The 22,631-nt window shown below is 66.9% G+C and carries 23 protein-coding genes and 1 pseudogene; 10 read left to right on the forward strand and 14 right to left on the reverse strand.

What is annotated here, in order from left to right:
- Positions 1–42 precede the first annotated feature (42 nt).
- The 7 genes from QFZ23_RS00710 to QFZ23_RS00740 all read right to left on the reverse strand — a co-directional run bounded on the left by QFZ23_RS00710 (position 43) and on the right by QFZ23_RS00740 (position 7,754).
- Positions 43–861, reverse strand: coding sequence for an alpha/beta fold hydrolase (locus QFZ23_RS00710; protein ID WP_306920059.1), 819 nt, complete (start codon positions 859–861; stop codon positions 43–45).
- Positions 854–2,407, reverse strand: coding sequence for a lyase family protein (locus QFZ23_RS00715; RefSeq protein ID WP_306926588.1), 1,554 nt, complete (start codon positions 2,405–2,407; stop codon positions 854–856). Before QFZ23_RS00715 ends, QFZ23_RS00710 begins: the two co-directional genes overlap by 8 nt.
- Positions 2,408–2,439: 32 nt before the next feature.
- On the reverse strand, positions 2,440–3,030 hold the full coding sequence (gene pcaG / locus QFZ23_RS00720; protein WP_306920060.1) for a protocatechuate 3,4-dioxygenase subunit alpha: 591 nt from the start codon (positions 3,028–3,030) through the stop codon (positions 2,440–2,442).
- On the reverse strand, positions 3,023–3,871 hold the full coding sequence (gene pcaH / locus QFZ23_RS00725; RefSeq protein ID WP_373427917.1) for a protocatechuate 3,4-dioxygenase subunit beta: 849 nt from the start codon (positions 3,869–3,871) through the stop codon (positions 3,023–3,025). The genes pcaG and pcaH overlap by 8 nt, the downstream gene beginning before the upstream one ends.
- An 83-nt stretch (positions 3,872–3,954) precedes the next feature.
- Entirely contained in the window at positions 3,955–5,883 is a 1,929-nt protein-coding gene (locus QFZ23_RS00730; protein ID WP_306920062.1) for a bifunctional sugar phosphate isomerase/epimerase/4-hydroxyphenylpyruvate dioxygenase family protein, read from the reverse strand.
- Positions 5,883–6,764: a shikimate dehydrogenase gene (locus QFZ23_RS00735; RefSeq protein ID WP_306920063.1), complete on the reverse strand. Its 882-nt coding sequence runs from the start codon at positions 6,762–6,764 to the stop codon at positions 5,883–5,885. Before QFZ23_RS00735 ends, QFZ23_RS00730 begins: the two co-directional genes overlap by 1 nt.
- Before the next feature lie 159 nt (positions 6,765–6,923).
- On the reverse strand, positions 6,924–7,754 hold the full coding sequence (locus tag QFZ23_RS00740) for an IclR family transcriptional regulator (RefSeq protein WP_373427831.1): 831 nt from the start codon (positions 7,752–7,754) through the stop codon (positions 6,924–6,926).
- A gap of 222 nt (positions 7,755–7,976) precedes the next feature.
- Here QFZ23_RS00740 and QFZ23_RS00745 point away from each other — a divergent pair, with 222 nt between their 5' ends.
- Positions 7,977–9,296, forward strand: coding sequence for an MFS transporter (locus tag QFZ23_RS00745; RefSeq protein ID WP_306920064.1), 1,320 nt, complete (start codon positions 7,977–7,979; stop codon positions 9,294–9,296).
- 81 nt (positions 9,297–9,377) lie between these two features.
- Here the strand turns inward: QFZ23_RS00745 and QFZ23_RS00750 are convergent, their stop codons facing one another.
- Positions 9,378–10,445 (reverse strand): ATP-dependent DNA ligase, encoded by a 1,068-nt coding sequence (locus QFZ23_RS00750; protein WP_306920065.1) that lies wholly within the window; start codon positions 10,443–10,445, stop codon positions 9,378–9,380.
- Positions 10,446–10,583: 138 nt separating this feature from the next.
- Between QFZ23_RS00750 and QFZ23_RS00755 the strand changes: the two genes are divergently transcribed.
- Together QFZ23_RS00755 and QFZ23_RS00760 are read left to right on the forward strand one after the other, a co-directional pair.
- Positions 10,584–11,555: a TIGR03885 family FMN-dependent LLM class oxidoreductase gene (locus QFZ23_RS00755; RefSeq protein ID WP_306920066.1), complete on the forward strand. Its 972-nt coding sequence runs from the start codon at positions 10,584–10,586 to the stop codon at positions 11,553–11,555.
- Positions 11,552–13,246: an alpha-amylase family protein gene (locus tag QFZ23_RS00760; RefSeq protein WP_306920067.1), complete on the forward strand. Its 1,695-nt coding sequence runs from the start codon at positions 11,552–11,554 to the stop codon at positions 13,244–13,246. Before QFZ23_RS00755 ends, QFZ23_RS00760 begins: the two co-directional genes overlap by 4 nt.
- A 12-nt stretch (positions 13,247–13,258) precedes the next feature.
- On the opposite strand, the gene QFZ23_RS00765 is transcribed toward QFZ23_RS00760, so the two are convergent.
- Complete coding sequence (locus QFZ23_RS00765) at positions 13,259–15,055, reverse strand: glycoside hydrolase family 13 protein (protein WP_306920068.1); 1,797 nt, start codon at positions 15,053–15,055, stop codon at positions 13,259–13,261.
- 131 nt (positions 15,056–15,186) lie between these two features.
- Entirely contained in the window at positions 15,187–16,008 is an 822-nt protein-coding gene (locus tag QFZ23_RS00770) for an IclR family transcriptional regulator (protein WP_306920069.1), read from the reverse strand.
- Between the two features lie 279 nt (positions 16,009–16,287).
- On the opposite strand from QFZ23_RS00770, the gene QFZ23_RS00775 reads away from it, so the two are divergent.
- Together QFZ23_RS00775 and QFZ23_RS00780 are read left to right on the forward strand one after the other, a co-directional pair.
- Complete coding sequence (locus QFZ23_RS00775) at positions 16,288–16,695, forward strand: fumarylacetoacetate hydrolase family protein (protein WP_306926590.1); 408 nt, start codon at positions 16,288–16,290, stop codon at positions 16,693–16,695.
- A 134-nt stretch (positions 16,696–16,829) separates the two neighbouring features.
- Positions 16,830–17,066: a hypothetical protein gene (locus QFZ23_RS00780; RefSeq protein ID WP_306920070.1), complete on the forward strand. Its 237-nt coding sequence runs from the start codon at positions 16,830–16,832 to the stop codon at positions 17,064–17,066.
- A 5-nt stretch (positions 17,067–17,071) separates the two neighbouring features.
- Here the strand turns inward: QFZ23_RS00780 and QFZ23_RS00785 are convergent, their stop codons facing one another.
- The 3 genes from QFZ23_RS00785 to QFZ23_RS00795 form a co-directional block, all read right to left on the reverse strand.
- A complete protein-coding gene (locus QFZ23_RS00785) occupies positions 17,072–17,359 on the reverse strand; it encodes a MoaD/ThiS family protein (RefSeq protein ID WP_306920071.1) in 288 nt (95 codons plus the stop codon).
- A gap of 9 nt (positions 17,360–17,368) precedes the next feature.
- Positions 17,369–18,499, reverse strand: coding sequence for a WD40/YVTN/BNR-like repeat-containing protein (locus QFZ23_RS00790; protein WP_306920072.1), 1,131 nt, complete (start codon positions 18,497–18,499; stop codon positions 17,369–17,371).
- A gap of 76 nt (positions 18,500–18,575) precedes the next feature.
- Positions 18,576–18,860, reverse strand: a complete 285-nt coding sequence (locus QFZ23_RS00795) for a hypothetical protein (RefSeq protein ID WP_306920073.1) — start codon at positions 18,858–18,860, stop codon at positions 18,576–18,578.
- A gap of 176 nt (positions 18,861–19,036) precedes the next feature.
- Between QFZ23_RS00795 and QFZ23_RS00800 the strand changes: the two are divergent.
- Positions 19,037–19,469, forward strand: a pseudogene (locus QFZ23_RS00800) (LexA family protein).
- On the forward strand, positions 19,462–20,745 hold the full coding sequence (locus QFZ23_RS00805; protein ID WP_306920074.1) for a Y-family DNA polymerase: 1,284 nt from the start codon (positions 19,462–19,464) through the stop codon (positions 20,743–20,745). The pseudogene QFZ23_RS00800 and the gene QFZ23_RS00805 overlap by 8 nt, the downstream one beginning before the upstream one ends.
- 39 nt (positions 20,746–20,784) lie before the next feature.
- On the opposite strand, the gene QFZ23_RS00810 is transcribed toward QFZ23_RS00805, so the two are convergent.
- Positions 20,785–20,985, reverse strand: a complete 201-nt coding sequence (locus QFZ23_RS00810) for a hypothetical protein (protein ID WP_306920075.1) — start codon at positions 20,983–20,985, stop codon at positions 20,785–20,787.
- A 177-nt stretch (positions 20,986–21,162) separates the two neighbouring features.
- Here QFZ23_RS00810 and QFZ23_RS00815 point away from each other — a divergent pair, with 177 nt between their 5' ends.
- The 3 genes from QFZ23_RS00815 (at position 21,163) to QFZ23_RS00825 (ending at position 22,613) form a co-directional block, all read left to right on the forward strand.
- Positions 21,163–21,669 carry a universal stress protein gene (locus tag QFZ23_RS00815; protein ID WP_306920076.1) on the forward strand — a complete coding sequence of 169 codons (507 nt, stop codon included), beginning with the start codon at positions 21,163–21,165 and terminating at the stop codon, positions 21,667–21,669.
- Positions 21,670–21,964: 295 nt separating this feature from the next.
- Positions 21,965–22,321: a metal-sensitive transcriptional regulator gene (locus QFZ23_RS00820; protein WP_306920077.1), complete on the forward strand. Its 357-nt coding sequence runs from the start codon at positions 21,965–21,967 to the stop codon at positions 22,319–22,321.
- A gap of 61 nt (positions 22,322–22,382) precedes the next feature.
- Positions 22,383–22,613, forward strand: coding sequence for a heavy-metal-associated domain-containing protein (locus QFZ23_RS00825; RefSeq protein WP_306920078.1), 231 nt, complete (start codon positions 22,383–22,385; stop codon positions 22,611–22,613).
- Positions 22,614–22,631 lie beyond the last annotated feature (18 nt).

A 22,631-nucleotide genomic window follows, 5' to 3' on the forward strand; every position in this document is an offset into this window, starting at 1 on the left:
GCTGGGTGCCCGCCGCTTGGGTGCCAGTAGCTTCGGCGCCGCTCACTTCGCTCCTCCGTTGGTTTCGGTCCAGGAAATGAGGCTCCGCATCAGCTCGGCCACGTGGGCCGGTGCCTCGGCGGGCGCCAGGTGCGCCACGCCTTCGAGCGTGGCTGCGGACGCTGTGCCGCCGCCGGCCGTGATGCCGGCGGCTACCTCTTCGGCGAACGACGGCGGGGCCACCCCGTCCAGCGCACCCGCCACCACCTGCGTCGGGACGGTGATGCTGCCGAGCTGGTCGCGCACGTCGAAGCCCGCCAGTGCCTCGCAGCAGAAGGCGTAGCTGAAGCGGTCGGCGTCGCGCAGGGAGTGCAGGAGCCGGCTGCTGAGTTCGGGTTCGCGGTCCATGAACCCGGGCGCGAACCAGCGTTCGGCCGAGCCCTGGATCATCACCGGGGTGCCCTGGGTGCGGACAGTCTCGGCGCGTTCCAGCCAGCCCTCGGGGGTGCCGAGCTTGGCGCCGGAGCACTGCACGGAGAGGCTCTTGAGCCGGTCGCCGTGCTTGATGCCCAGCTGCAGGCCGGTGGCCCCGCCAAGGGACACTCCGGCGTAGTGGAACTTCTCTCCGGGGGCGATCGAGTCAACAAGTTCGACGACGGCGTCCGCGAGGTCCGCGACGCTGAACGTTTCGGCGGCGGCGGCAGAAACACCGTGTCCGGGCAGGTCCCAGGCGACGACGTCGAAGTCGGTGCCCAGGAGCGAGCCGACCCGGGCCCACAGCACCGAGGAGGTGCCGAGCGACGGCCCGACGATCAGGAGCGGTTTGTCCCCCAGCGAGCGCTGGGGGGAAAGCAGCACTGCCTTCACTGCTGGTTTAGCCACGGGAATCTCCGTTTCCGTCTGGTTCGGTTGAAGTAAGCGCAAAATCCGGGAAAGCCGCCAGGATCCGCCGCGAGATCTCGGCTGCCTGCCCGAGGTAGGTGGCGGGGTCGAGCAGCTCCTCCAGCTGGGCATCGGAGAGCCTGTCCGCGGGGACGGCCTCGCGCAGCAGCCGGCGGTAGGTGCCGGCCTGTTCGGCCGGCGGCGCCTGCAGCGTCTTGTCGACGACGGCCTGCAGCTGCTGCTTCCCGTCCAGGACAGCTCCGGGGGCGCCAGCGCCAGCTCCGTCGGCGGAAAGAAGCGGCGCCACCGCCGCCGAGACGGCCTCGCTGAGCAGCAGCGGGCCGGACAGGTCCAGGTTCCGCCGCATGGCCTCGGGGAAGACCTGCAGCCCGTCCGCGAGTTCCCGCACGTGGCCGGCGGCGCCGAGGGCAAGGGCGAGCAGCTGGCGCAGGGCCGGCCATTCGGTGTGCCACGCACCGTCGGGGCGTTCGTCGTTGAAGGTGGCCGCGGCCAAGTGCAGCTGCGCAGCCAGGCCGGGCGCCTGCAGGGCGGCGCTGCGAACCAGCACCGACAGCACGGGGTTCTGCTTCTGCGGCATCGCCGAGGACACTCCGCGGCCCGGGGCGCGCGGTTCGGCCACTTCGGCCACCTCGGGACGGCTCAGGAACAGGACATCCGCAGCGATCTTGCCGAGCGCGTCCACCGCGGAGGCCACGGCGTCGCCCAGCGACGTCACGGCCAGCCGGTTGGTGTGCCAAGGTGCCGGCGCGGCGGCGAGTCCCAGTTGGGCGGCCAGCGCGTCAGACAGAGCGAAGGGGTCCGTGGCAGGGCCGGAGGTGGGCCCTGCCTTGGAGGTAAGCCCGGCAGTTGAAGTCAACCCGGCATTTGAAGTCAGCACCGTGCCGGCGGCCAGCGTGCCCGCCGCGCCGCCAAACTGCACCGGCAGCTCCAGCGCCTCGAGCCGGCGTGCGGCGGCCGCCAATCCGTGGAACCACTGAGCCGCCCGAAGCCCGAACGTGAACGGTAGTGAATGCTGGGTCAGGCTCCTGCCGACGCACAGCGTGTCCGCATGCTGTTCCGCCATGCGGGCGAGCACCGCCGTCGTGCCTTTCACGTCTGCGAGCAGCGCCGCAACGGTGTTGCGGGCCACCAGCATCAGGGCCGTGTCCAGCACGTCCTGGCTGGTCAGCGAGGTGTGCACTGCCTTCGCGGCACCGACGCCGGCGGTGTCCAGCGCCTTGACCTGGATCCGGAGGTCGGCCAGCAGCGGGATCACCGGGTTGCCGCCGCCCTGGGCCCGCCTGGCGATGTCGGCAAGATCGTACCGGGAGGCGTCGGCAGCGTGGGCTACCACGGCAGCGGAGCCGGCGGGAGTGAGGTCATGCTGCTCCAGCACCGCGCCCCAGCCGGCCTCGACGGCGAGAATCGCCGCGAGGACGGCCCGGTCGCCGGTCAGTGCCGCCACGAGGGGCGACGCCGACACGGGGCTCAGCAGACCAACGTCGCCGAACCCGGCGTCGCCGTGGAGCGCCGCGTCGCCGTACAGCCCGCCGCCGGCGCCCGCTGCCTGGAAGCCGGTCACTGTGCGGCGCCCCCGGTTCCGGTTCCCTCGAAGTCGAGGAAGACGGTTTCGCCCTCGCCCTGCAGGCGGATGTCCCAGGTGAGGCCGCCGTCGGCGTCGCGGCGTGCGATCAGCGTCTTGCGGCGCTCGGGGTCCAGCGAGGACAGCAGCGGGTCCTTCGCCAGTGCTTCGTCGTTCTCCGGCAGGTACACGCGGGTGAAGAGGCGGTTCATCAGGCCGCGGGCAAAGACCGCGACGGAGATGAAGGCTGCTGCGCCGGGTTCGGTGGGACCGGGGTTCACCGTGGTGAAGGTGTAGACGCCGGTGTTGCCGACGGCGCTGCGGCCGAAGCCGGTGAAGGTGTAGCCGTCCCGGACCAGGGAGCCGGTCCGGTGGACGATGTTGCCCTCGGAGTCCGGCTGCCAGATTTCGAGGATGGCATCCGGAACCGGGTGCCCGGCGCCGTCGTAGACGGTGCCCTGGAGGCGGATGGAGCCCGGGGATCCGGGGGCAAGCAGCTCGCGGTCTTTATTGTAGGGCAGGGCGTAGCCGTAAAACGGGCCTACGGTCTGGCCCGGGGTGGGAACAAGCTTGGTGGAGTTACTCATGGTCGTCGCCTTCCGCGCCTAGCGCCTCGTTCTCGGTCCAGGTCCGCTTGGAGCCCGTCAGGATGATGTCCCAGTTGTAGCCCAGCGCCCATTCCGGCTGGGTGAGGTCGTGGTCGTAGGTGGCCACGAGGCGGTCGCGGGCATCCTGGTCCACGATCGACTGGTAGATCGGGTCCAGCGGGAAGAGCTGGTCGCCAGGGAAGTACATCTGGGTCACGATCCGCTGCGTGAACTCCTGGCCGAACAGCGAGAAGTGGATGTGCGCGGGACGCCAGGCGTTGAGGTGGTTCTTCCACGGGTAGGCGCCCGGCTTGATGGTGACGAAGCGGTAGGAGCCGTCAGGGCCGGTGATGCAGCGCCCCACGCCGGTGAAGTTGGGGTCCAGCGGTGCCGGGTGCTGGTCGCGCTTGTGGATGTAGCGGCCGGAGGAGTTGGCCTGCCAGATCTCCACCAGCTGGCCGGCCACCGGGCGGCCGTCGCCGTCGAGGACCTTGCCCTGGACGATGATCCGCTCACCCAGCGGTTCGCCGTTGTGCTGGATGGTCAGGTCCGATTCCAGCTCGTGGACGTCCTGGTGACCGAACGCCGGGGAGTACAGCTCGATGGTTTCCGGGTCGGCGTGGTGCAGGCTCTTGGTGGGGTGGCGCAGGAGGCTGCTGCGGTAGGGCGGGAAGTCCAGGCGCGGCTGGGTTTCCGGCGCCGCACCGTCCTTCAGCGCCCGGGCGTAGGCGTCTCCGAGGGCCTTGATCTCCGCGTCGAGATCCTGCTGGGTTTCCACGCGGCGCGCTTCAGCGGGGACAGCCGTCGGGGCGGCCGGGGTTGCGGGTACTGCGTCCGACAGGTCCTCGGTCAGCGCGTCGGCGTTGTACGTTGCGAGATTCACGTCTTCAGGCACAGCAGCCTCCTTTCAATCTGTGGTTGGAATCAGTGGTTGGTTTGGGTCAGGTCGTGCAGATGGTCGTACTGGACGGCGTGGCGCACCGGTGCGTTGGGCGCCCCGTAGCCGTCGTAGTTGCCGCGGCGTTCCACCATTTCGAAGAACACGCTGCCCACCGTGGCGGTGTAGAAGTGCAGGAACTCGCCGTCGGCGTCGCGGTCGTACAGCAGGTTGAGGTCCCGGAGCGTGTCCAGGAAACCGGGGTCGAGGTCGAAGCGGGCGTCCAGGTCCTCGTAGTAGTTTTCCGGGATCTGCAGGAAGGCCAGTCCCCGGTTGCTGGCGGCGCGGGCGGTGGCCACCAGGTCATCCACCGCAAAGGCGATGTGCTCCTGGTAGGTCTTCCGCGGGGCCGTCCGCGGCTCCGCGCCGTCCTGCTGGATGACCGGGGCCAGGTTCAGGACCAGGCGCACGTCCCGGTCCGAGGTCTGCATGACCTGCGACCGGACCAGCCCGCTGGGGCTGGCCACCTCGGCGTACGGCAGCGGCTCCAGCGCCAGGGCGCTCGTGTAGAAGAGGACGGCCTCGTCGAAGTGCTGCCACGGCTGGGCCAGGTTCACGTGGTCGATCACCGCGGTCCGGGCGCCGGAAGGTACCTCGAGCCCCTCACCGAACTCACGGGTCCAGGCGGCGGTTCCGTCCGGGTTGCCCTGGCACAGGAAAATCTCGGTGGAGTCCGGGGCGGCGAAGCCCTGGAACACTTCCTCGTTGGCCTGGCTCTTCCGGGGAACCACGGGGGCCTTGAGCTGCTGGGCGCGGGCCGAGGCAATCACCGGGGAGTCGACGTCGAACCCCAGGGCGGCGATGGCGGGTTCGGCAGCTTCGGGGGCCTGTTCGTTGATGATCACCCGGGCGTGGCCCATGGTCCAGAGCTGGACGTCCTTGGTGCGGTGGCGTCCGTTGAACTCGAAGCCGAGTTGGCCGAGGACGGTTTCCAGCACTCCGGTGTCCGCTGCCTTGACCTCGGCGAAGTTGAAGCCGGCGGGCTCTGCCACCTGCGGGAGCGTTGCCAGTTCCATGGGATAACGACGGCGGGCAGGGGCCGGAGGACCACCAGCAGCAGTGCCTCCGGCACCACCGAAGGAGGCCGGCGCGTTCGTGTCCAGCCACTTGGCGCTCTGCTCCTCCAGCCAGATCAGTGAGCGCATCGCGTCGACGGCGGTGCGTTCGACGTCGGACTGGCGGAAGACGTCGTTGAAGACCTCCAGGGACACCGGCCCGGTGTAGCCGGCGCGCACCACGTGGCCCATGAACTTCGCGAGCTCGAACTGGCCCTCGCCCGGGAAGACCCGGTAGTGCCGGCTCCAGGAGAGCACGTCCATGGAGAGCTTCGGGGCGTCGGCCACCTGCACGAAGAAGATCTTGTCGGCGTTGATGTCCTCGATGGGCGCGGTGTCCCAGTCCCGGGACAGGATGTGGAAGGAGTCCAGGCACGTGCCGAGGTTGGGGTGGTCCACCATCTCCACGAGGCGGTGGGCGTGCTCGAAGTCGTTGACGTACTTGCCCCAGGCGAGGGCCTCGTAGGCAACCTTGACGCCGTGCTCACCCGCTAGGTCCGCCAGGGCGGCGAGCTGCGCGGCGCGGAGGTCGTCGTCGTTGATCGAGGCGGTGGCGACGTTGGTGCAGACCAGGATGGTGTCCATGCCCAGCCGGGACATGAGCCGGAACTTGGCCCCGGCCCGGCGGAGGTTGGCTGCCAGCAGGTCCTCGGTAACACTGTCGAAGTCGCGGAACGGCTGGTAGAGGTCCAGCGTGAGGCCCAGGTCCGCTGCCATCTTGCGGACGTCTTCAGGGCTCAGCGACGAGGTGACCAGGTCCTGCTCGAAGATCTCGATGCCGTCGAAGCCCGCGATGGCGCAGGCCTGCATCTTTTCCTTCAGCGTGCCGGAGAGGCAGACGGTGGCGATCCCGGTGCGCATCAGACGGCCACCTCTTCCGCCGCAATGAGCTCCAGGAAGTGGGCGCGCATCCGTTCGGCGTCGGGCTCGAGTCCGGTGAAGATCCGGAAAGCATCGGCGGCCTGGCCCACTGCCATGCGTCCGCCGTCCAGTACCTGGCAGCCCTTGGCCCGCGCTTCGCGGACGAGCTCGGTTTCGATGGGGCGGTAGACGATGTCCGCCACCCAGTGCCGGGGCTCCACGAGGGCCATGTCCAGCGGCGTGCCGGGGTGTGCGGCCATGCCCACGGGGGTGCAGTGCACCAGCCCGTCGGCGGCGGGCATCAGCTGCGGCAGCTCCGCCGTCGTGCGGGCGGTGACGGTGCGGTCCGGGAAGAAGCCGGCAAGTTCGGCGGCGCGTTCGGCGCAGCGCGCCGGATCCATGTCCACGAGCTCCAGCGTCTGCACGCCGGCCGTGAGCAGTGCGTAGGCGACGGCGGATCCGGCGCCGCCCGCTCCCAGCTGCACCACGCGGTCCAGCTTGGCGTCCGGAAGTCCGGAGGCGAGGGCGGCGGCAAAGCCGGAGAAGTCTGTGTTGTGGCCGATGAACCGGCCGTCCTGGATCACCACGGTATTGACGGCACCCAGGCGTTCGGCATCCGGGGCGATCTCGTCGAGGTGCTCGAGGACCAGCTGCTTGCACGGGTGCGTGATGTTCAGCCCGTTGAAGCCCATCCGGTAGGCGCTTTGCAGCAGGTCGCCGACGGCGGCGGCCGGCAGGTCGAGCTCGTGCAGGTCAATGGGCCGGTACAGGTAGCGGACGCCCTGCACGTCGCCTTCGCGCTCATGCATGTGGGGCGAGAGCGACGGCATCACGCCATCCCCGACAAGTCCTATGAGGTAGGACTCGGTTCGATTGCTCATGCGTGCGGCTCCTTTGACAACGGCACTCGACCGGTTTGGGGCGCCTGCTGCGCCCCACGCTGGCCGGGTGATACGGATAACAGTACAGGAAAAGTTCATATGATGCACTCTTGTTCTAGATACGAACAAAGCTCTTTGGGCAGCAGTTCGGGCGCGACTTTAGCGCTGGGGCAGCCGGGCGGAAAGCTCGACGGCGGCCGCCTGCAGGAGGGGAACCAGCGCCACCATCGCCTCCATGCTGAGCCGGAACACCGGAGCGGCGGTGGCCAGGGACGCAAAAGCGACGCCCTGGGAGTTAAAGACGGGCACGGCTATGGCGCGCATGCCAAGCTCGTTTTCCTCATCCATGACCGCGTATCCCTGCCGCCGGACTTGCTCGATCTCGGCGCGGAAGGCGTCCCGGTCGGTGATGGACAGGCTGGTCAGCGGCTCCAGCGGAAGCTCCTCGAGCAGCCGCTCGCGGTCCTCATCCTCCGCGAACGCGACGAGTGCCTTGCCGACGGAGGTGGTGTGGAGCGCGCCAAGAAACCCGGGGTCGCTGGTCACGCGGAAGGTCTGTGGGCCGTCAACCTTGTTCACCGTGAGGTGGTGGATGCCGTCGCGGACGGAGAGGATGGTGGCTTCCCCCGTCTGCTCGGTGACGCGGCGCAGGATGGGCAGCGCCGTACCGGCGAAGCCGTGGTGGTTGGAGACCCGCTGGCCCAGCTGGAAGATGCGCAGGCCGAGGTGGTACCGGCGGCCGTCCGGTTCGTAGTCCACGAACCCATCGCGGGTGAGCGAGCCGAGGAGCCGGTAGGTGGTGCTGAAGGGAAGGTCCGCGCGCCGGGAAATCTCTGCCGCGCTGGCTCCGCGGGGCTCATCCCCCAGCAGGACCAGCAGGCCCAGGGCCTTGCCCACCATGTCGGTGCGGGACTGCCCCTTGGCGGGTGCTGCTGCTCCAACGGGGGTATCTGGGGAGGCGTCTTCGCCTGTGGCTTCCTTCACACTCATAACTCGATGTTGCCACAATGTGAGAGCTATTTCTAGATCGTGAGCAGGTTTCTTGACAGGTGACTGTCCTCACAGCCATCATTGCTGTATCGCAAAAGTAGCTCTCACCATGTGGCTACTGAGTCCGGGTCTTCCAAGGACCTCCAACCGCCCCCTCCCAACAAGGACGGCGGCCGCGACCTGCTTTATCCCGCGACAACGTCGTCCCCCTGAAGGAACACCATGAGCCAGACCATTCCGTCCGCCGCGCCGGGCACCGTTGCCCCGGCCGGGACACCGAAGAAGGCAGCCCTTGCCAGCTTCCTCGGCAGCGCCGTCGAGTACTACGACTTCTTTATCTTCGGCTCGGCAGCCGCACTGATCTTCCCGCACGTGTTTTTCCCGAGCGCCGACGCCAACGCCGCCATCATGTCGTTTGCGACGTTTGGTTTTGCCTACATCGCGCGGCCCATCGGCGCGGTTGTGCTGGGACACTTTGGTGACCGGGTGGGCCGGCGCAAGGTCCTCATGTTCACCCTGGTCCTCATGGGCGCTTCCACCTTCCTGATCGGCTGCCTGCCGGACTTCAACACCGTTGGCTGGTGGGCTCCGGCCCTGCTGGTGCTGGCCCGCCTCTGCCAGGGCCTCTCCGCGGCCGGTGAACAGGCCGGCGCATCCTCCATGACCCTGGAGCACGCTCCGGACAACCAGCGTTCCTTCTTCACGTCGTGGACCCTGACCGGCACGCAGGGCGGCCAGATCCTCGCGGCACTCGTCTTCATTCCGGTGCTCGCACTGCCCGACGAGATCAAGTACGGCATCGGCTGGCGGATCCCGTTCTGGCTCAGCGCCGTGGTTGTCATTGTTGCCTTCTTCATCCGCCGCAGCCTGCACGAGCCGCCGGCCTTCGAAGCTGCCCAGAAGTCAGCCCAGATCGCCAAGCTGCCCGTGGCCGACCTGCTCAAGGCCCACTGGCGCGACGTCGTCCGGGTCATCTGCTGCGCCTTCATCGCCGCCGTCTCCACGGTGTTCGGCACCCTCGCCATCAGTTACGCCAAGACCGTGGCCGGCGTGGACGGCACCACCACTCTCTGGCTCGTGGTGGGCGCCAACCTCGTTGCACTGGGCACCCAGCCGCTGTTCGGCAAGCTGGCGGACCGGATCGGCCGGAAGCCCGTGTTCATTTACGGCGCCCTGTCCAGCGCGGCGCTGGCCCCGCTGTTCCTGCTGAGCCTTGAGTCCGGCAACGTCCCGCTGATGTTCGTGGCCGCCATCGTCTTCTTCTCCTGTGGCTACGCGGCCTCGAACGCGGTCTGGCCGTCCTTCTACGCCGAGATGTTCAGCACCAAGGTCCGCTTCTCCGGCCTGGCCATCGGCACGCAGCTCGGCTTCCTCATGGCCGGCTTCGCCCCTGCCATCGTCGCGGCCATGGGCGGCATCAAGCCCGGCGGCTGGGTGCAGATCAGCATCTTCACCGCGGTCATCTGCGTCATCGCCGCCGTCTCGGCCTTTACGGCCAAGGAGACCTTCAAGGTTCCCACCAAGGAGCTCGGGCTCAAGTAGCCCGGCCCAAGCCAATCGCTTTACGACGGCGGTCCACCCCTTTTCGGAAGGGGCGGACCGCCGTCGGGATTTAAACAGCCATCAGGTGGCAAGCACTTCGGCGAGGTCGAACTTCACTGGTTCCTCGAGCTGTTCAAAGTTGCAGGACTCCGGGTCCCGGTCCGGGCGCCAGCGCACGAACTGGGCGGTGTGGCGGAACCGCTCGCCTTCCATGTGGTCGTATTTCACTTCCAGCACCCGCTCCGGCCGCAACGGCGTGAAGGACAGGTCCTTGCCTGCGCTCCACCTGCTGCCCTCCGCGTTGCGGGGTGTCCGGGTGCCTTCCTCCTGCTTGGCCCAGGCCCACGGGTGCTCGTCGAAGCTGGTGACCAGGGGCTGGAGCTCCTCGAAAAGTTCCTTGCGCCGCTTCATTGGAAAGGCGCCAACCACTCCCACGCTGGCGAGTTCGCCGTCGGGTCTGTACAGGCCCAGCAGCAGCGACCCGATCGTGTCGGTGCCGCTCTTGTGGACGCGGTAGCCGGCCAGGACACAGTCGGCGGTCCGTTCGTGCTTGATCTTGAACATCACACGCTTGTCCGGCTGGTATGGCCCGTCCAGCGGCTTGGCAATGATTCCGTCCAGGCCCGCGCCCTCGAACTGGTGGAACCATTTTCCGGCCAGCTCCGGATCCTGTGTGGCGGAGGTCAGGTGGACCGGGGCGCTGGCGCCGGCGAACGCCTGCTCCAGGGCGGCTCGCCGCTCGGCGAAGGGACGGCCGCTGAAGTCCTCGTCACCGAGGGCCAGCAGATCGAAGGCCACGAATTTGGCCGGTGTCTGTTCGGAAAGCAGCTTGACCCTGCTGGCCGCGGGGTGGATCCGCTGCTGCAGGGCGTCGAAGTCCAGCCGATCGCCGGACGAGCCCACCAAAACGATCTCGCCGTCGATCACGCATTTGGGCGGCAGGTTGGCCTTCAGCGCCTCCACGAGTTCGGGGAAGTAGCGCGTCATCGGCTTCTCGTTGCGGCTGCCGATCTCCACGTCGTCGCCGTCGCGGAAGATGATGGAGCGGAAGCCGTCCCACTTCGGCTCGTAGCTCAGGCGGCCTTCGGGGATGGCACCGACCGATTTGGCCAGCATGGGGGCGACAGGGGGCATGACCGGCAGCTGCATAGGCCCCATTCTTGCCCGGGACCTTGCCGGACGCCACCCCCGGCCCGGACGGGTCTACTTGAGGATGGCCGGCAGCCAGCCGCTCCTCAACACCGCCCATCCCTCGACACGACCCCCGCCCGCCGGTAGACATTAACGATGGCAGCTATCGGTTTCCACGCATCGCATGAACAGATCAGCCCCGGCCAGCTCCTGAAGGACGTCCGGCTCGCCGAGGAGGCGGGCTTCGACGCCGCCATGTGCTCAGACCACATCGAACCGTGGTCGGCCCGGCAGGGGCACTCGGGCTTCGCGTGGTCCTGGCTCGGCGCCGCCCTGGCCACTACTGGCCTGCGCTTCGGCGTGGTCACCGCGCCGGGACAGCGGTACCACCCGGCCATCATCGCCCACGCCTCGGCCACGCTGGCGTCCATGTTTCCCGGCCGGTTCTGGATGGCCCCTGGCAGCGGCGAGTACATGAACGAGCACGTCACCGGCGACCCCTGGCCGTTGAAGGAGACGCGCCAGCAACGGCTGGAGGAGTGCGTGGACGTCATCCGCCGGCTGCACGCCGGCGAGGAGGTGACCCACCACGGCCTGGTCACCGTGGAACAGGCACGGATCTGGGATGTGCCCTCGCCGCCGCCGCCCCTGATCGCACCGGCCATCAGCGTGGACACGGCGCGCCGGGCCGCCGGCTGGGCTGACGGCCTGGTGACTGTGAACCAGCCGGCCGAAAAGCTCACGGAAATGCTGGCGGCGTACCGGTCCGAGGGCGGCAAGGGCAAGGCCGTGCTGCAGATCCACCTGTCCTGGGCTCCCCGGGAGGAGGACGCCGTCGCCATTGCCATGGATCAGTGGCGTTCGAACGTCTTCACCCCGCCCATCCCGTGGGACCTGCCGACGGCGGCGCACTTCGACGGCGTCAGCGCGGACGTCGGGGAAGCCCAGGTGAGGAAATCGGTGAACGTCTCCGCCAGCCTGGACCGCCACGTGCAGTGGCTGGGCGAGTATCTGGACCTCGGCTTCGACGAGCTGTACCTCCACTTCGTGGGGCAGGAGCAGGCGCCGTTCATCGACGCCTTCGCGCAGAGTGTCCTGCCGCAGCTGCGGAAGGTCCCTGTGGCATGAACATCGCGGAGACATCGGACCTGTGGTGGAAAACCGCCGTCGTCTACTGCCTGGACGTGGAAACTTTCTTTGACTACGACGGCGACGGCACCGGTGATTTCGGCGGCCTGACCCAGCGCGTGGACTACCTGGCGGCGCTGGGCGTGAACTGCATCTGGCTCATGCCCTTCTATCCGTCGCCGGACCGGGACGACGGCTACGACGTGACGGACTTCTTCGACGTCGACCGCCGGCTGGGCACGCTGGGCGACTTTGTGGAGTTCATCCGCACCGCGAAGGACCGCGGCATCCGGGTAATCGCCGACTTCGTGGTCAACCACACCTCCAACCAGCACCCCTGGTTCGTCGAGGCCCGCAAATCCGTGGACAACCCGTACCGGGACTACTACGTCTGGCGGAGCGATCCGCCGCCTGACACGTCCTCCGAAGTGGTGTTCCCGGGCGAACAGACCTCCCTCTGGACCCAGGACGATGCCACCGGCGAGTGGTACCTGCACATGTTCATGGAGCACCAGCCGGACCTCAACGTGACCAACCCCAAAGTCCGTAACGAGATCGCCAAGGCCATGGGCCTCTGGCTGGAGCTCGGGCTGGACGGATTCCGTCTGGATGCGGTGCCTTTTTTCCTCGAGACCCGGGGCGCGCCCAAGGACGAGGCGGCCAACATCGACCCGCACGACTACCTCAGCGCCCTGCGCAGCTTCGTCAACCGGCGCAACGGCGCCGCGGTGCTGCTGGGCGAGGTGAACCTGCCGTACAAGGACCAGCTGGAGTATTTCGGCGGCGCCGAAGGCAACGAGCTGAACATGCAGTTCGACTTCATGTCCATGCAGCACATCTACCTGTCGCTCGCCAGGCAGGACGCCCGTCCGCTGGCCGAAACGCTGAAGACGCGTCCGCGGCTGCATCCCGACAACCACTGGGCGATGTTCGTGCGCAACCATGACGAGCTCACGCTGGACAAGCTCAGCGACCGAGAGCGGGAAGAGGTCTTCGCCGCGTTCGGACCGGACAAGAACATGCAGCTCTACGGGCGGGGACTGCGGCGCCGGCTGCCGCCGATGCTGGACGGCGACGCCGACCGGATCTGGATGGTCTACTCGCTGATGTTCTCCCTGCCCGGCACACCGGTCCTCTTCTACGGCGAGGAGATCGGCATGGGCGAGGACCTGCGGCAGAAGGGCCGCGCCGCCGTCCGCACGCCCATGCAGTGGAACGACGAAAAGAACGGCGGCTTCTCCAGCGCCAAGGTGTCCGAGCTGGTGGTCCCGCTGCCCCGCGGGGAGTACGGCCCGGAAAAGGTCAACGCGGCCAGCGCCAAACGGGACCCTGAGTCGCTGTGGAACTTCATGGCCACGCTCATCCAGCGGTACCGCGAGTCACCGGAGCTGGGCTGGGGCGAGTTCGCCGTCCTCGAACAGCCCGAGCCGGCCGTGTTTGCGCACCGCTGCAGCTCGCCGGAGGCCACCGTGGTGCTGCTCCACAACTTCGGCGCGACGCCCGTCAAGGTCACCGCGAACGTCGGGTCCGAGGACAGTCCACCGCGGGCGTTCAGGGACGCCATGCTGTTGGATTTGTTCGACGGCGGGAACGTTCCGTTGGAGTCCGACGGCGGGTTCACCGTTGAGCTGGGCCGGTACGGCTACCGCTGGTTCCGCGTCCACCGGCCGGGCGACCGCCTGGCGCCCTGACCCCGGGCCCGGCTAAAGGTTCCGGCGGAAGACCTTGACCTCCCATGGGCGCAGATCGAACGGCTGCGCTTCGCCGGCGCCCGGCGGGTAGTTTCCCAGCACTAGCTCGGCGCCCTCGTTAAACCAGGTGCCGTCGTCGACGTCGGCCGTCCGGCCGGTCCCCGAAAAGTTGGCCAGCACCAGAAGTTCAGCACCCGCTGCCTCACTGTTCGTTGGTTCGCCGCCCGGAAGGGAGCGCTTGAACGCATAGATGTGTTCGTCGTCGGGCAGCAGCATGCTGAAATCCCCGTACGCGACCACGGGATCCGAGTGCCGGAAGGCGATCACCTTGCGATAGAAGTTGAAGACCGACCCGGGGTCGTCAACCTGGGCGGCGGCGTTGATCGTGTTGGCGTTGGGATTCACCGCAATCCAGGGCGCCCCGGTGGTGAAGCCGCCATGCCGGCTGGCGTCCCACTGCACCGGCGTCCGGGCGTTGTCCCGGTTCAGCGGTGCCAGGGCCGCGAGGACCTCGGCGTCGGTGTGGCCCAGGTGCGTGGTGGCTTCGCGGTGGTGGTTGAGGACTTCGATGTCCCGGTAGTCGCTGATTGCGCCGAACGCCATGTTGGTCATGCCCAGCTCTTCGCCCTGGTAGACGTACGGCGTGCCGCGGTGCAGGTGCAGGACGGCGGCCAGCATCTTCGCCGACAGCTCCCGGTACTGGCCGTCGTCGCCGAACCGGGAAACGGCGCGGGCCTGATCGTGGTTCCCCCAGTAGAGGCTGTTCCAGCCGCGCCCGGCAAGCCCTTCCTGCCAGCGGCCCAGGGACTTTTTGAGGTCGGTGAGCAGCAGCTTCTTGGGCCGCCACTTGTTGCCGCCCTCCTGGTCGAGTGCCACGTGCTCGAACTGGAACACCATGTCCACCTCCCGCCGGCCGGGATCCGTGAAGAGGACAGCATCCTCGACGGTGACGCCCGGCATCTCGCCCACGGTCAGGAGGTCCTTGTCCCGCCCCGCGAAGACCTCCTGGTGCATCTCCTGCAGGAATTCGTGGATGCGCGGGCCGCAGATGAAGTAAGGGCCGCCGTCGCCATAGAGCATCCCTTCGGCCTGCGGACCGTCCGGCAGCGACTGCTCCTTGGAGATGAAGTTGATGACATCCATCCGGAAGCCGTCCACACCGCGGTCAAGCCACCAGTTCATCATGTCGTACACGGCGGCCCGCACCTCCGGGCTTTCCCAGTTGAGGTCCGGCTGCTTCCGGGAGAACAGGTGCAGGTAGTACTCCCCCGTCTCCGCGTCGTACTCCCAGGCCGGGCCCGAGAAGGCAGAGCCCCAGTTGTTGGGCTCGGCGCCGGGTGTGCCCGGCGCTGCCGTTTCCAGCCCACGGCCTTCGCGCGGCGGCCGCCACCAGTACCAGTCCCGCTTCGGGTTGTCCCTGCTGGAGCGGGATTCCACGAACCACGGGTGCTCGTCCGAGGTGTGGTTGACCACGAGGTCCATCACCAGCTTCATGTCCCGCGAGTGCAGGCCGTCCAGCAGTTCGTCGAGGGTCTCCAGGTCGCCGAACACGGGGTCGATGTCGCGGTAGTCGCTGATGTCGTAGCCGTTGTCATCCTGCGGTGACCGGTACACCGGGGACAGCCAGACGACGTCGACCCCCAGCTTTTGCAGATAGTCCAGCTTGCCGATGATCCCGCGGAGGTCGCCGATGCCGTCGCCGTCCGAATCAGCGAAGCTGCGCGGATAGATCTGGTACACCACCGCGCTCTTGAACCACTCCCTGCCGGCCCGGTAGGCCGCCTCTGCCTCGGTTTCCTGCGTGGTCATCGCTGGCTCCTCCTGGTCGACGGTGGCGGGCTGCTGGCCCACTGAAAGTCTTGTTCCAGAAGAATCGGCGGTCAATGGCCTCGGCCCATGGCTTATGCCGGTGACGCTTGTGCTTGCAAAAGAGGCCGCCGCTAGGGCAAAGCCTTCGCGACATCGTCGGCAGCCTTGTGCAGTTGGTCGACAACCCCGGGAAGCTTGTCAGATTTGAACCGCTGGACTGGTCCCTGGGCCCCAAGCACCCCGATCAGCCCGTCCGAACGGTCACGCACCGGATAGGCGACGGCGAAAAGGCCCTCTTCAAGCTCCTCATCGGTGACTGCATAGCCCTGTTCGCGGACCTGTCGGATCTCCTGCAGGAGTGCCTTCCGGTTCGTAATGGTGCGGGCGGTGTAGGCCTCCAGCTTCTCAGGAAGCGTCGCGGCAATACCGTCGTCGCTGAGTTCAGAAAGTAGGAGTTTCCCCGTAGCACTGGCGTGTGCGGGGTAGTTCCCTCCGACGTACAGATGGGTGGCGTTGAGGTAGCGGGAGCCCGAGGCTTCGGCGATCACGTCGTAGGACGTGTCACTCCGGACCACCGCGAAGCTGATCGTCTCGTTGAGTTTCGCGGCGTATTCGTCCAAGATTGGCTGGATCCTGGCAATGGCGCCCGTGTAGGGGTCGGCAAGCCTGCCCAGCCGGGCCACCTGCCAGCCCAGCAGATAGCGGTTGTCCACGCGGTCCACAAAGCCCGTCTTTTCCAGGCTGAGAAGCAGGCGGAAGGCCGTCGGGCGGGTCATGCCCACGGCCTGGGCCAGTTCCGTGACGGTGATGCCCTGCCTGTGGCGGCCCAATTCGCTAAGCAGGACAGTTGCCTTAATGACGGACTTGTTGGTCAGGTCTGCCGACTCATCGGCAGTCGTGGCATCGGTTCCTTGTGCTTCGTCTGCTTCTGCCGCGCTTCGTCCCGCCGCCATGTCTGCTCCCGGTTCGCATCCGCTCAGGGCCCGCGCCCGTGGTGTCCGCACCCATCCTATGCCCTTTCAATTACCGAACGGGGCGTTCACCCGTGGCTGCCGGGGCTACACCACCACATACGTGCGGGCCACCACCGTCTTCCGTTCTGGCGTCAGCTCAAGACCTTTATTGCAGTCAGCCGCCGGCTGCGGAAACGGCGTTGCGGGCCGCGACAGCCAGTAGGACGCCTCGCAGGGCATTAACCGGCCAGGCGTCTTGTCGTACACGCGCCCACGAACATCCCGGCGGACACGGCGTGGAGCCACGTCGCCGGGATCACCATCGGGCAGGACCTGTCCGAACGCACCATGCAGTCAGCCGGGCCGGCGCCGCAGTACAGCCTCGCCAAGTCCTTCCCCGGGTTCGGGCCAGCCGGTCCGCTGCTGGTCACCTCCGACGAATTCGAGGACCCTGACAGCATCGAACTGGGCTGTGACATCAACGCCGAACAGGTCCAGAAGGGCAACACCTCGAACATGGTCTTCCCGGTTCCGGAGATCATCGCCCGCCTCTCCAAAGTCACGCAGCTGTTCCCCGGAGACGTCGAACTCGTCACCTACATGCGCGGCGTCGGCGAAATGCGCCACCGGATGCAGGCATCCTCCACGGCTCCCCGATGGCCGTCAGCGGGGCCCCACAGCCGGTGATGGCGCGCGGAAACCGCATCGGCGCCGGAAACTAACCGGGCGCTAACGGGCAGGAAACCCGTGCGCAACATTGCCCAGCCACACTGGATGTGCCGGCAATTGCAGGCACCAGCTCCAGCTCAGGAGGCCACGCCATGTTGAAGGAAGCCAAACCCCACATCACCCGGGTCCGTGCCCTGGACCAGCTGCATCGCGGCGACGAGATCGAGGCCCGCCTGTCGGTGGGCCCCAGCTATGACGACGTCATCATCCGCCGCGGCAGCGTCCAGGAGACAGCCCCGGGCATCGGCGTCGTGTGGATCATGGATCATCACACGGGCATGCGCAAGGCCATCAACACGGACGAATGCAGCGTTTGGCGCGTCGCCTGAGCCCCCTAACCGCCGGCTACCGACTGAATAATCAGCACTTCCTGGCCGGCAGAAACCTCCGTTTCCAGGCCGCGGAGACGCCGGACCTCCTCACCGTTCACGTAAATATTCACGTAGCGGCGGAGGGCACCAGTTTCGTCCCGCAGCCGCCTGGCGAGCACCGGGTAGGTCCCGGTCACGGAATCCAGCAAACACCCCACAGTCACCGCCCCGTCGGCGGGTGTAGTCAGTATGGACTGCCCGCCGGCGAGCGGCTGGAGGACGCTGGGAAGGACCACGCTGATCTCAGCCACTGCATATCCTCATGCAGATGCCGCCGCGGTAACCGGGGCTCCGGCCACAACAGCAGCGCGGACGCACAACACATCCGGCAGGTGGGACGCCACCTCCGCAAAGGTTTCACCTTCGTCGGCGCTCGCATACACCGCGCCCCCTCGCGTTCCGAAGTACACCCCGGCGGGTTCAGCGGAATCCACGGCGGCCGCGTCACGGAGCACGGCGTTGAATTCTGACTGCGGGAGCCCGGAGTCCAGGCGCTTCCAGGTGGCGCCTGCGTCGTCGGTACGGTGGACGGCGAGCTTTCCGTCCGGCGGGATGCGTTCGCCGTCGGCCTTTAAGGGGACAACCCAGGCCGTGCCTGCACGCCTGGGGTGCGTCAGCATGACGAACCCGAAGTCGGCCGGCAGGCCCTCCGCTATCGATTCCCAGTTCTCGGCGTTGTCATCGGTGCGGTACACGCCGTGGTGGTTCTGCGCGTAAAGGCGGCCTTCGACGGCGGCATCCGCCGCAATCTTGTGCACGCACTGGCCGAATTCCGGGTTGGGATCGGGCATGAAGTAGGCGGAGATGCCTTTGTTCCGCGGCTCCCAGGACGTCCCGCCGTCGAGCGAGCGGTACACTCCCCCGGTGCTCATGGCCACGTGCACGTTGTCCCCGGCGGGGTTGACCACGATCGAGTGGGCGGCTGCGCCACCATAACCGGCACCCCACTCACTGCGGTGCGGGTGGTCCCACAGACCGCGGTTCAGCTCGAAGTGCTCACCGCCGTCGGTCGATTTCCACACCGAAATCGGCTCCGCGCCGGCCCAGACCACCCCCGGTCGGGATTCCGCGTCGGGGTAGATCTGCCAGATCCGTTCCACAGCGGCATCGGTGCCTTCTGGGAACTTGATGGCGCCCTGCTCGGGCTCAGTCCAGGTGGCGCCGAGGTCATCTGAGTGGGCAACGTAGGGGCCCCAGTGCTCGGACCGCACCCCCACCATGATGCGTGTGCGGCCGTCCCGTCTGTCGATTCCGATGCTGGGTATCTCGCTCATCAGGAAGTGCGGGCCGGAAAAGGACCACTGCTTCCGGTCCTGGCTGGTGGCCAGCCAGAGGCCCTTTTTGGTCCCGATTGCTAAAACGAAACTCTCTGAGGCATTCATGCACCCCATGCAACCACTCGGGCGGAGGGGCTGCAATGGTTATGGCCCCCCTGAGTTTGCCTGGGTACGTTGCCAGGGGCCGGCCCTAGGACCCGATTCTCGCGGCTTTCGCGGTGCCGGCTTTCGCGGCACGGCGGTTCCGCCACCACCGGCGGAGCAGATCGGCGGCGGCCAGGATTCCTGCCAGGGGCGTAAGGACGGCGGCGGCGTAAACGAACAGCAGCCAGGTGAGCGTGGCGATCGGGGGCTGGCTCCGGCTCAGCAGGGACAGGCCGCCGAACAGGCCCGCAACCCAGAAGAGCACCACCAGCGTCAGCACGGCTGATGCCGGAAAGTACTCGTTCCGCACCACCCTCTTCAAGGTTTCCACCACTGATCCTCCTGCGCCTTGCATCCCCATGAGACCAGTATGCGACGCAGACCCGCTGCGACGGAGACGGCACGACGAACGTGTGATGAATACAACCGCTACTTGGCCTGGCTGCATTCTGTCAGCCCCGGGGGCTACACTGAACTATCGAACATATATTCGAAAAAAGGTGTGTTGTGGGCGTGGTCATTGGTCCCCGCGTGATAGAGGCGGGACTTTCCGTACGGCTGGTGCTGATCTCACCCGTCGCCGTGGCGGCAGGCTTCCCGTCCCCGGCCCAGGACTACTTTGACGGGCGGATCGACCTGAACGAGCACCTGATCAAGGACATCACCAGCACCTACATCGTGCGGGTGTCCGGGGACTCCATGGAGCAGGCCGGCATCAGCGACGGCGACGAACTGATCGTCAACCGTGCACTGGAACCGCGGGGACGGATCCGTGGTCGTCGCAGTGCTGGACGGCGAACTGACCATCAAGCGCCTGAAGATCACGGCGGCCGGTGTAGTGCTCCAGGCGGCCAACCCTTTGTATCCGGACATCAGCGTCCCCGCCTTGGCCGACCTCACCATTTGGGGCGTGGCCACGAGGTGCCTGCACTATGTCTGAAACGCGGCAGCAGATAGCCCTGGTGGACGTGAATTGCTTTTACGCCAGCGCGGAGCGTGCCTTCGACCCCTCCCTCGAAGGCAAACCGCTGGTCGTGCTCTCCAACAACGACGGCTGCGCCGTGACCCGCAGTCCGGAGGCCAAGGCCCTGGGGATCAGCACGGGCGAACCGTGGTTCAAGCTCGCCCCTCGGGCCAAGGAGTGGGGCCTCGTTGCCCGGTCCAGCAACTATGAACTGTACGGCGACATCAGTGCCCGCGTCATGGAACTGCTGGGACGCTACTCGGCCTGGCTCGAGGTGTACAGCATCGACGAGGCCTTCCTGGGCATCAAGGGCAGCCCCGAACACGTGGTGGGGCTCGGACGGACCATGAAGGCCGCGGTCCAGCGCAACGTCGGGGTGCCCGTGTGCGTCGGCATCGCCAGCACCAAAACCCTCGCCAAACTCGCCAACCGGTGGGCCAAGAACAACCCCGGGCTTGGAGGGGTGTGCCGCTGGGAGTCGATGCCCCCGGAGGCGCGTGAGCTGCTCATGGCCCGGCTGCCGGTCTCGGAGGTCTGGGGCGTGGCGGGCCGGCTGGAAAGGCGGCTGAACGCCATGGGGATCTGCTCCATCCTGGAGCTTAGCCGGGCAGACCCGGTGATGGTACGCGACCGCTTGTCGGTAGTGCCGATGCGCACTGTGTTGGAACTGCGCGGAACACCCTGCATTCCGCTGGAGGAGGAACGCCCGGGGCGGGACCAACTGATCTTCTCCCGTTCGTTTTCCACACCCCTGACCTCGGTCCCCGAATTTCGCCAGGTCCTGAGCGTCTATGCCCAGCAGGCGAGTGCCCGGCTGGCCCGGCACCACCTTCAGGCCAAGGTCCTTACCGCGTTCGCCGGCACGTCCCATTACAACCCGAACGACAAGTCGTTTCCCTCGGTGTGCGTTCCGCTGCCCATGCCAACCTCAGACCCGGTGCTGCTCACCAGAGCTGCCCACGCCCTGCTTCCCGCGATCCAGGACGGCGTCAAATACGCCCGTGCCGGCATCATGGTCACCGACCTGCGGCCTTCCGGCAATCAGCAGCCCCTGGAGCTCTTCACCAACCCGCACGAGGAACGCGGGATCGGCCCGCTGGTTGAGCAGATCAGCCGGAAGTACGGCAGGGGCACGATCGGGCTAGGGTTCGCAGGCCTGAGGAGCGGCCTGGACTGGAGCATGAAGCGTGGAATGCGTTCACCGCGCTACACCACGCACTGGGACGAGTTACCGGTGGTGCGCGCAGCCTGACCGGCCCGCGGTCCGCGAACCAGTCAGTCTACGAACTCCTCAGTCCACAAACTCAGACTGCGTCTCGATGAAATCCCACTCGGCTTCGGTGAGGACTGCCTGCGGGGTATCCGGGTGCGGACCTCCCGCTTCGGCGATCCCCTGCATCACGAACAGCGGAACGTCGCTGGCCCGCAGATTCTCGCGAAGCCATTCCTTGCTTTTTAGGTCCAGATCAAGCCACCACATGTAAATCTGCATGGGACGCCGCCTTTCTACGTCTCCACGCTAGGCTCGCTGCGCGCGGGATTCAAGGGAAAACCGGCACTCTCCCGCACAGGACCGCAGCCATACCGCGGGGTTGAAAACCGCCACTGAGCTGGGCGACGGCCTCGGGTGGCTCTGGCCTTTCCAGATGCCGCGGGCACACAATTGATTATGGATGCAGAGCACTTCAGCGGCCCGCCTCCCCTCCTTGTGGGCGTGGTCCCCGGCCAGCATCCGGAGGTCCTCAAGACCGCAGTCGGCCTGGCCCAGAAGCTGTCGGCCCCCTTGCTCTGCGCCTTTGTGGACGAGGCAAGCTACCTGGTTGAGTGGGATCCGGCGCGCTCCGCGCACCGCCTCTCCCTGCATCCGGATAAGGACGACGACGACATCCGTTCCGTAACCACAGAACTGAAGTCGGTCATCACGTCGGCCATCCAGGACGGCGGACCGGCATGGACCTTGCGGACGCTGGCGGGGGACCCCGCCCGCGCCCTCGGCAGGCTGGCGTCGGAAGTCAATGCTCCGATGATCATTGTTGGTACGCCGGAACGCGGCTTCGGGCACCGCATAACGGAACTCCTCAACGGTTCCGTGGCCGCCTGGCTCACCCACCATCAGAGCCGGCCCGTGCTGGTGGTCCCCTTCCGGATGGCGGCGCATCAGGACCGGGCGGAGTAGCCGGATGGCGGCTTCAGCGCCGACTTTGTGCAGCTGCGGAAAGTAAAGCGAAAGTAGTTATTCGTGGCGGTGGCCAACCTGGCTACCGGCAAGTAAGCTGATCAGGCAGGCTGATCCAGAGCCCGCCCAAAGACCGCTCCGGAGTGCGTATCCCCCAATAACGCGCTCCGGAGCTTTTTTGTTGCCCGAAAACCTTCGGGCATCCGGTTTTCTCTCGGATCCTCACTTTTCGCACCATTGCTGACTTCCCGCATCTTCCTTGACTGATACCCCCTAGGGGTATAGTTTGGTGGGCATGGAGACTTCCGAAGGACGGACGCCCACGGCGCCCAACGAAGAAGCTATTACTGAATCCCTGCAGCACGGCTACACGGCGGACAAGGACGCGTACCTGCGCCGGCTCCGGCGGATCGAGGGACAGGTCCGCGGAATCGCCCGGATGGTCGAGGAGGACAAGTACTGCATCGACATCCTGACGCAGGTCGCGGCCGTTACCAAGGCCCTGCACGCCGTCAGCCTGGGCCTTGTGGAAGAACACATCGGCCACTGCGTTGTCGGGGCGGCCTCTGAACCTGATCCGGACCTGCGGGCAGAAGCCATCGACGTCAAGGTCAAGGAGGCGGCGGGTGCCATCGGGCGCCTCCTGCGCTAGCGGCAAAACCACCACCCACCCAGCTGGCCAACCCAGTCAGCGCACCAACGAGGAGTCAGCAATGAGCACCATCTCCACAAAAGTCCACGTCTCCGGAATGACCTGCGGGCACTGTGTGTCCGCCGTCAGCGAGGAGCTCGAGGCACTTGCCGGCGTCGAGGAGATCGATATCGACCTCAATGCCGGCGGCGTTTCGACTGTCACCATCACCTCCACGCAGAAGCTCTCCCCCTCGGAAATCGGCGAGGCAGTGGCCGAGGCGGGCTACGTGGTGGTGGCCAACGAGGCCTAACCCCGCCTCCCATCCGCA

The sequence above is a fragment of the Arthrobacter globiformis genome, from assembly GCF_030818015.1.
GTDB classification, from domain to species: Bacteria; Actinomycetota; Actinomycetes; order Actinomycetales; family Micrococcaceae; genus Arthrobacter; species Arthrobacter globiformis_C.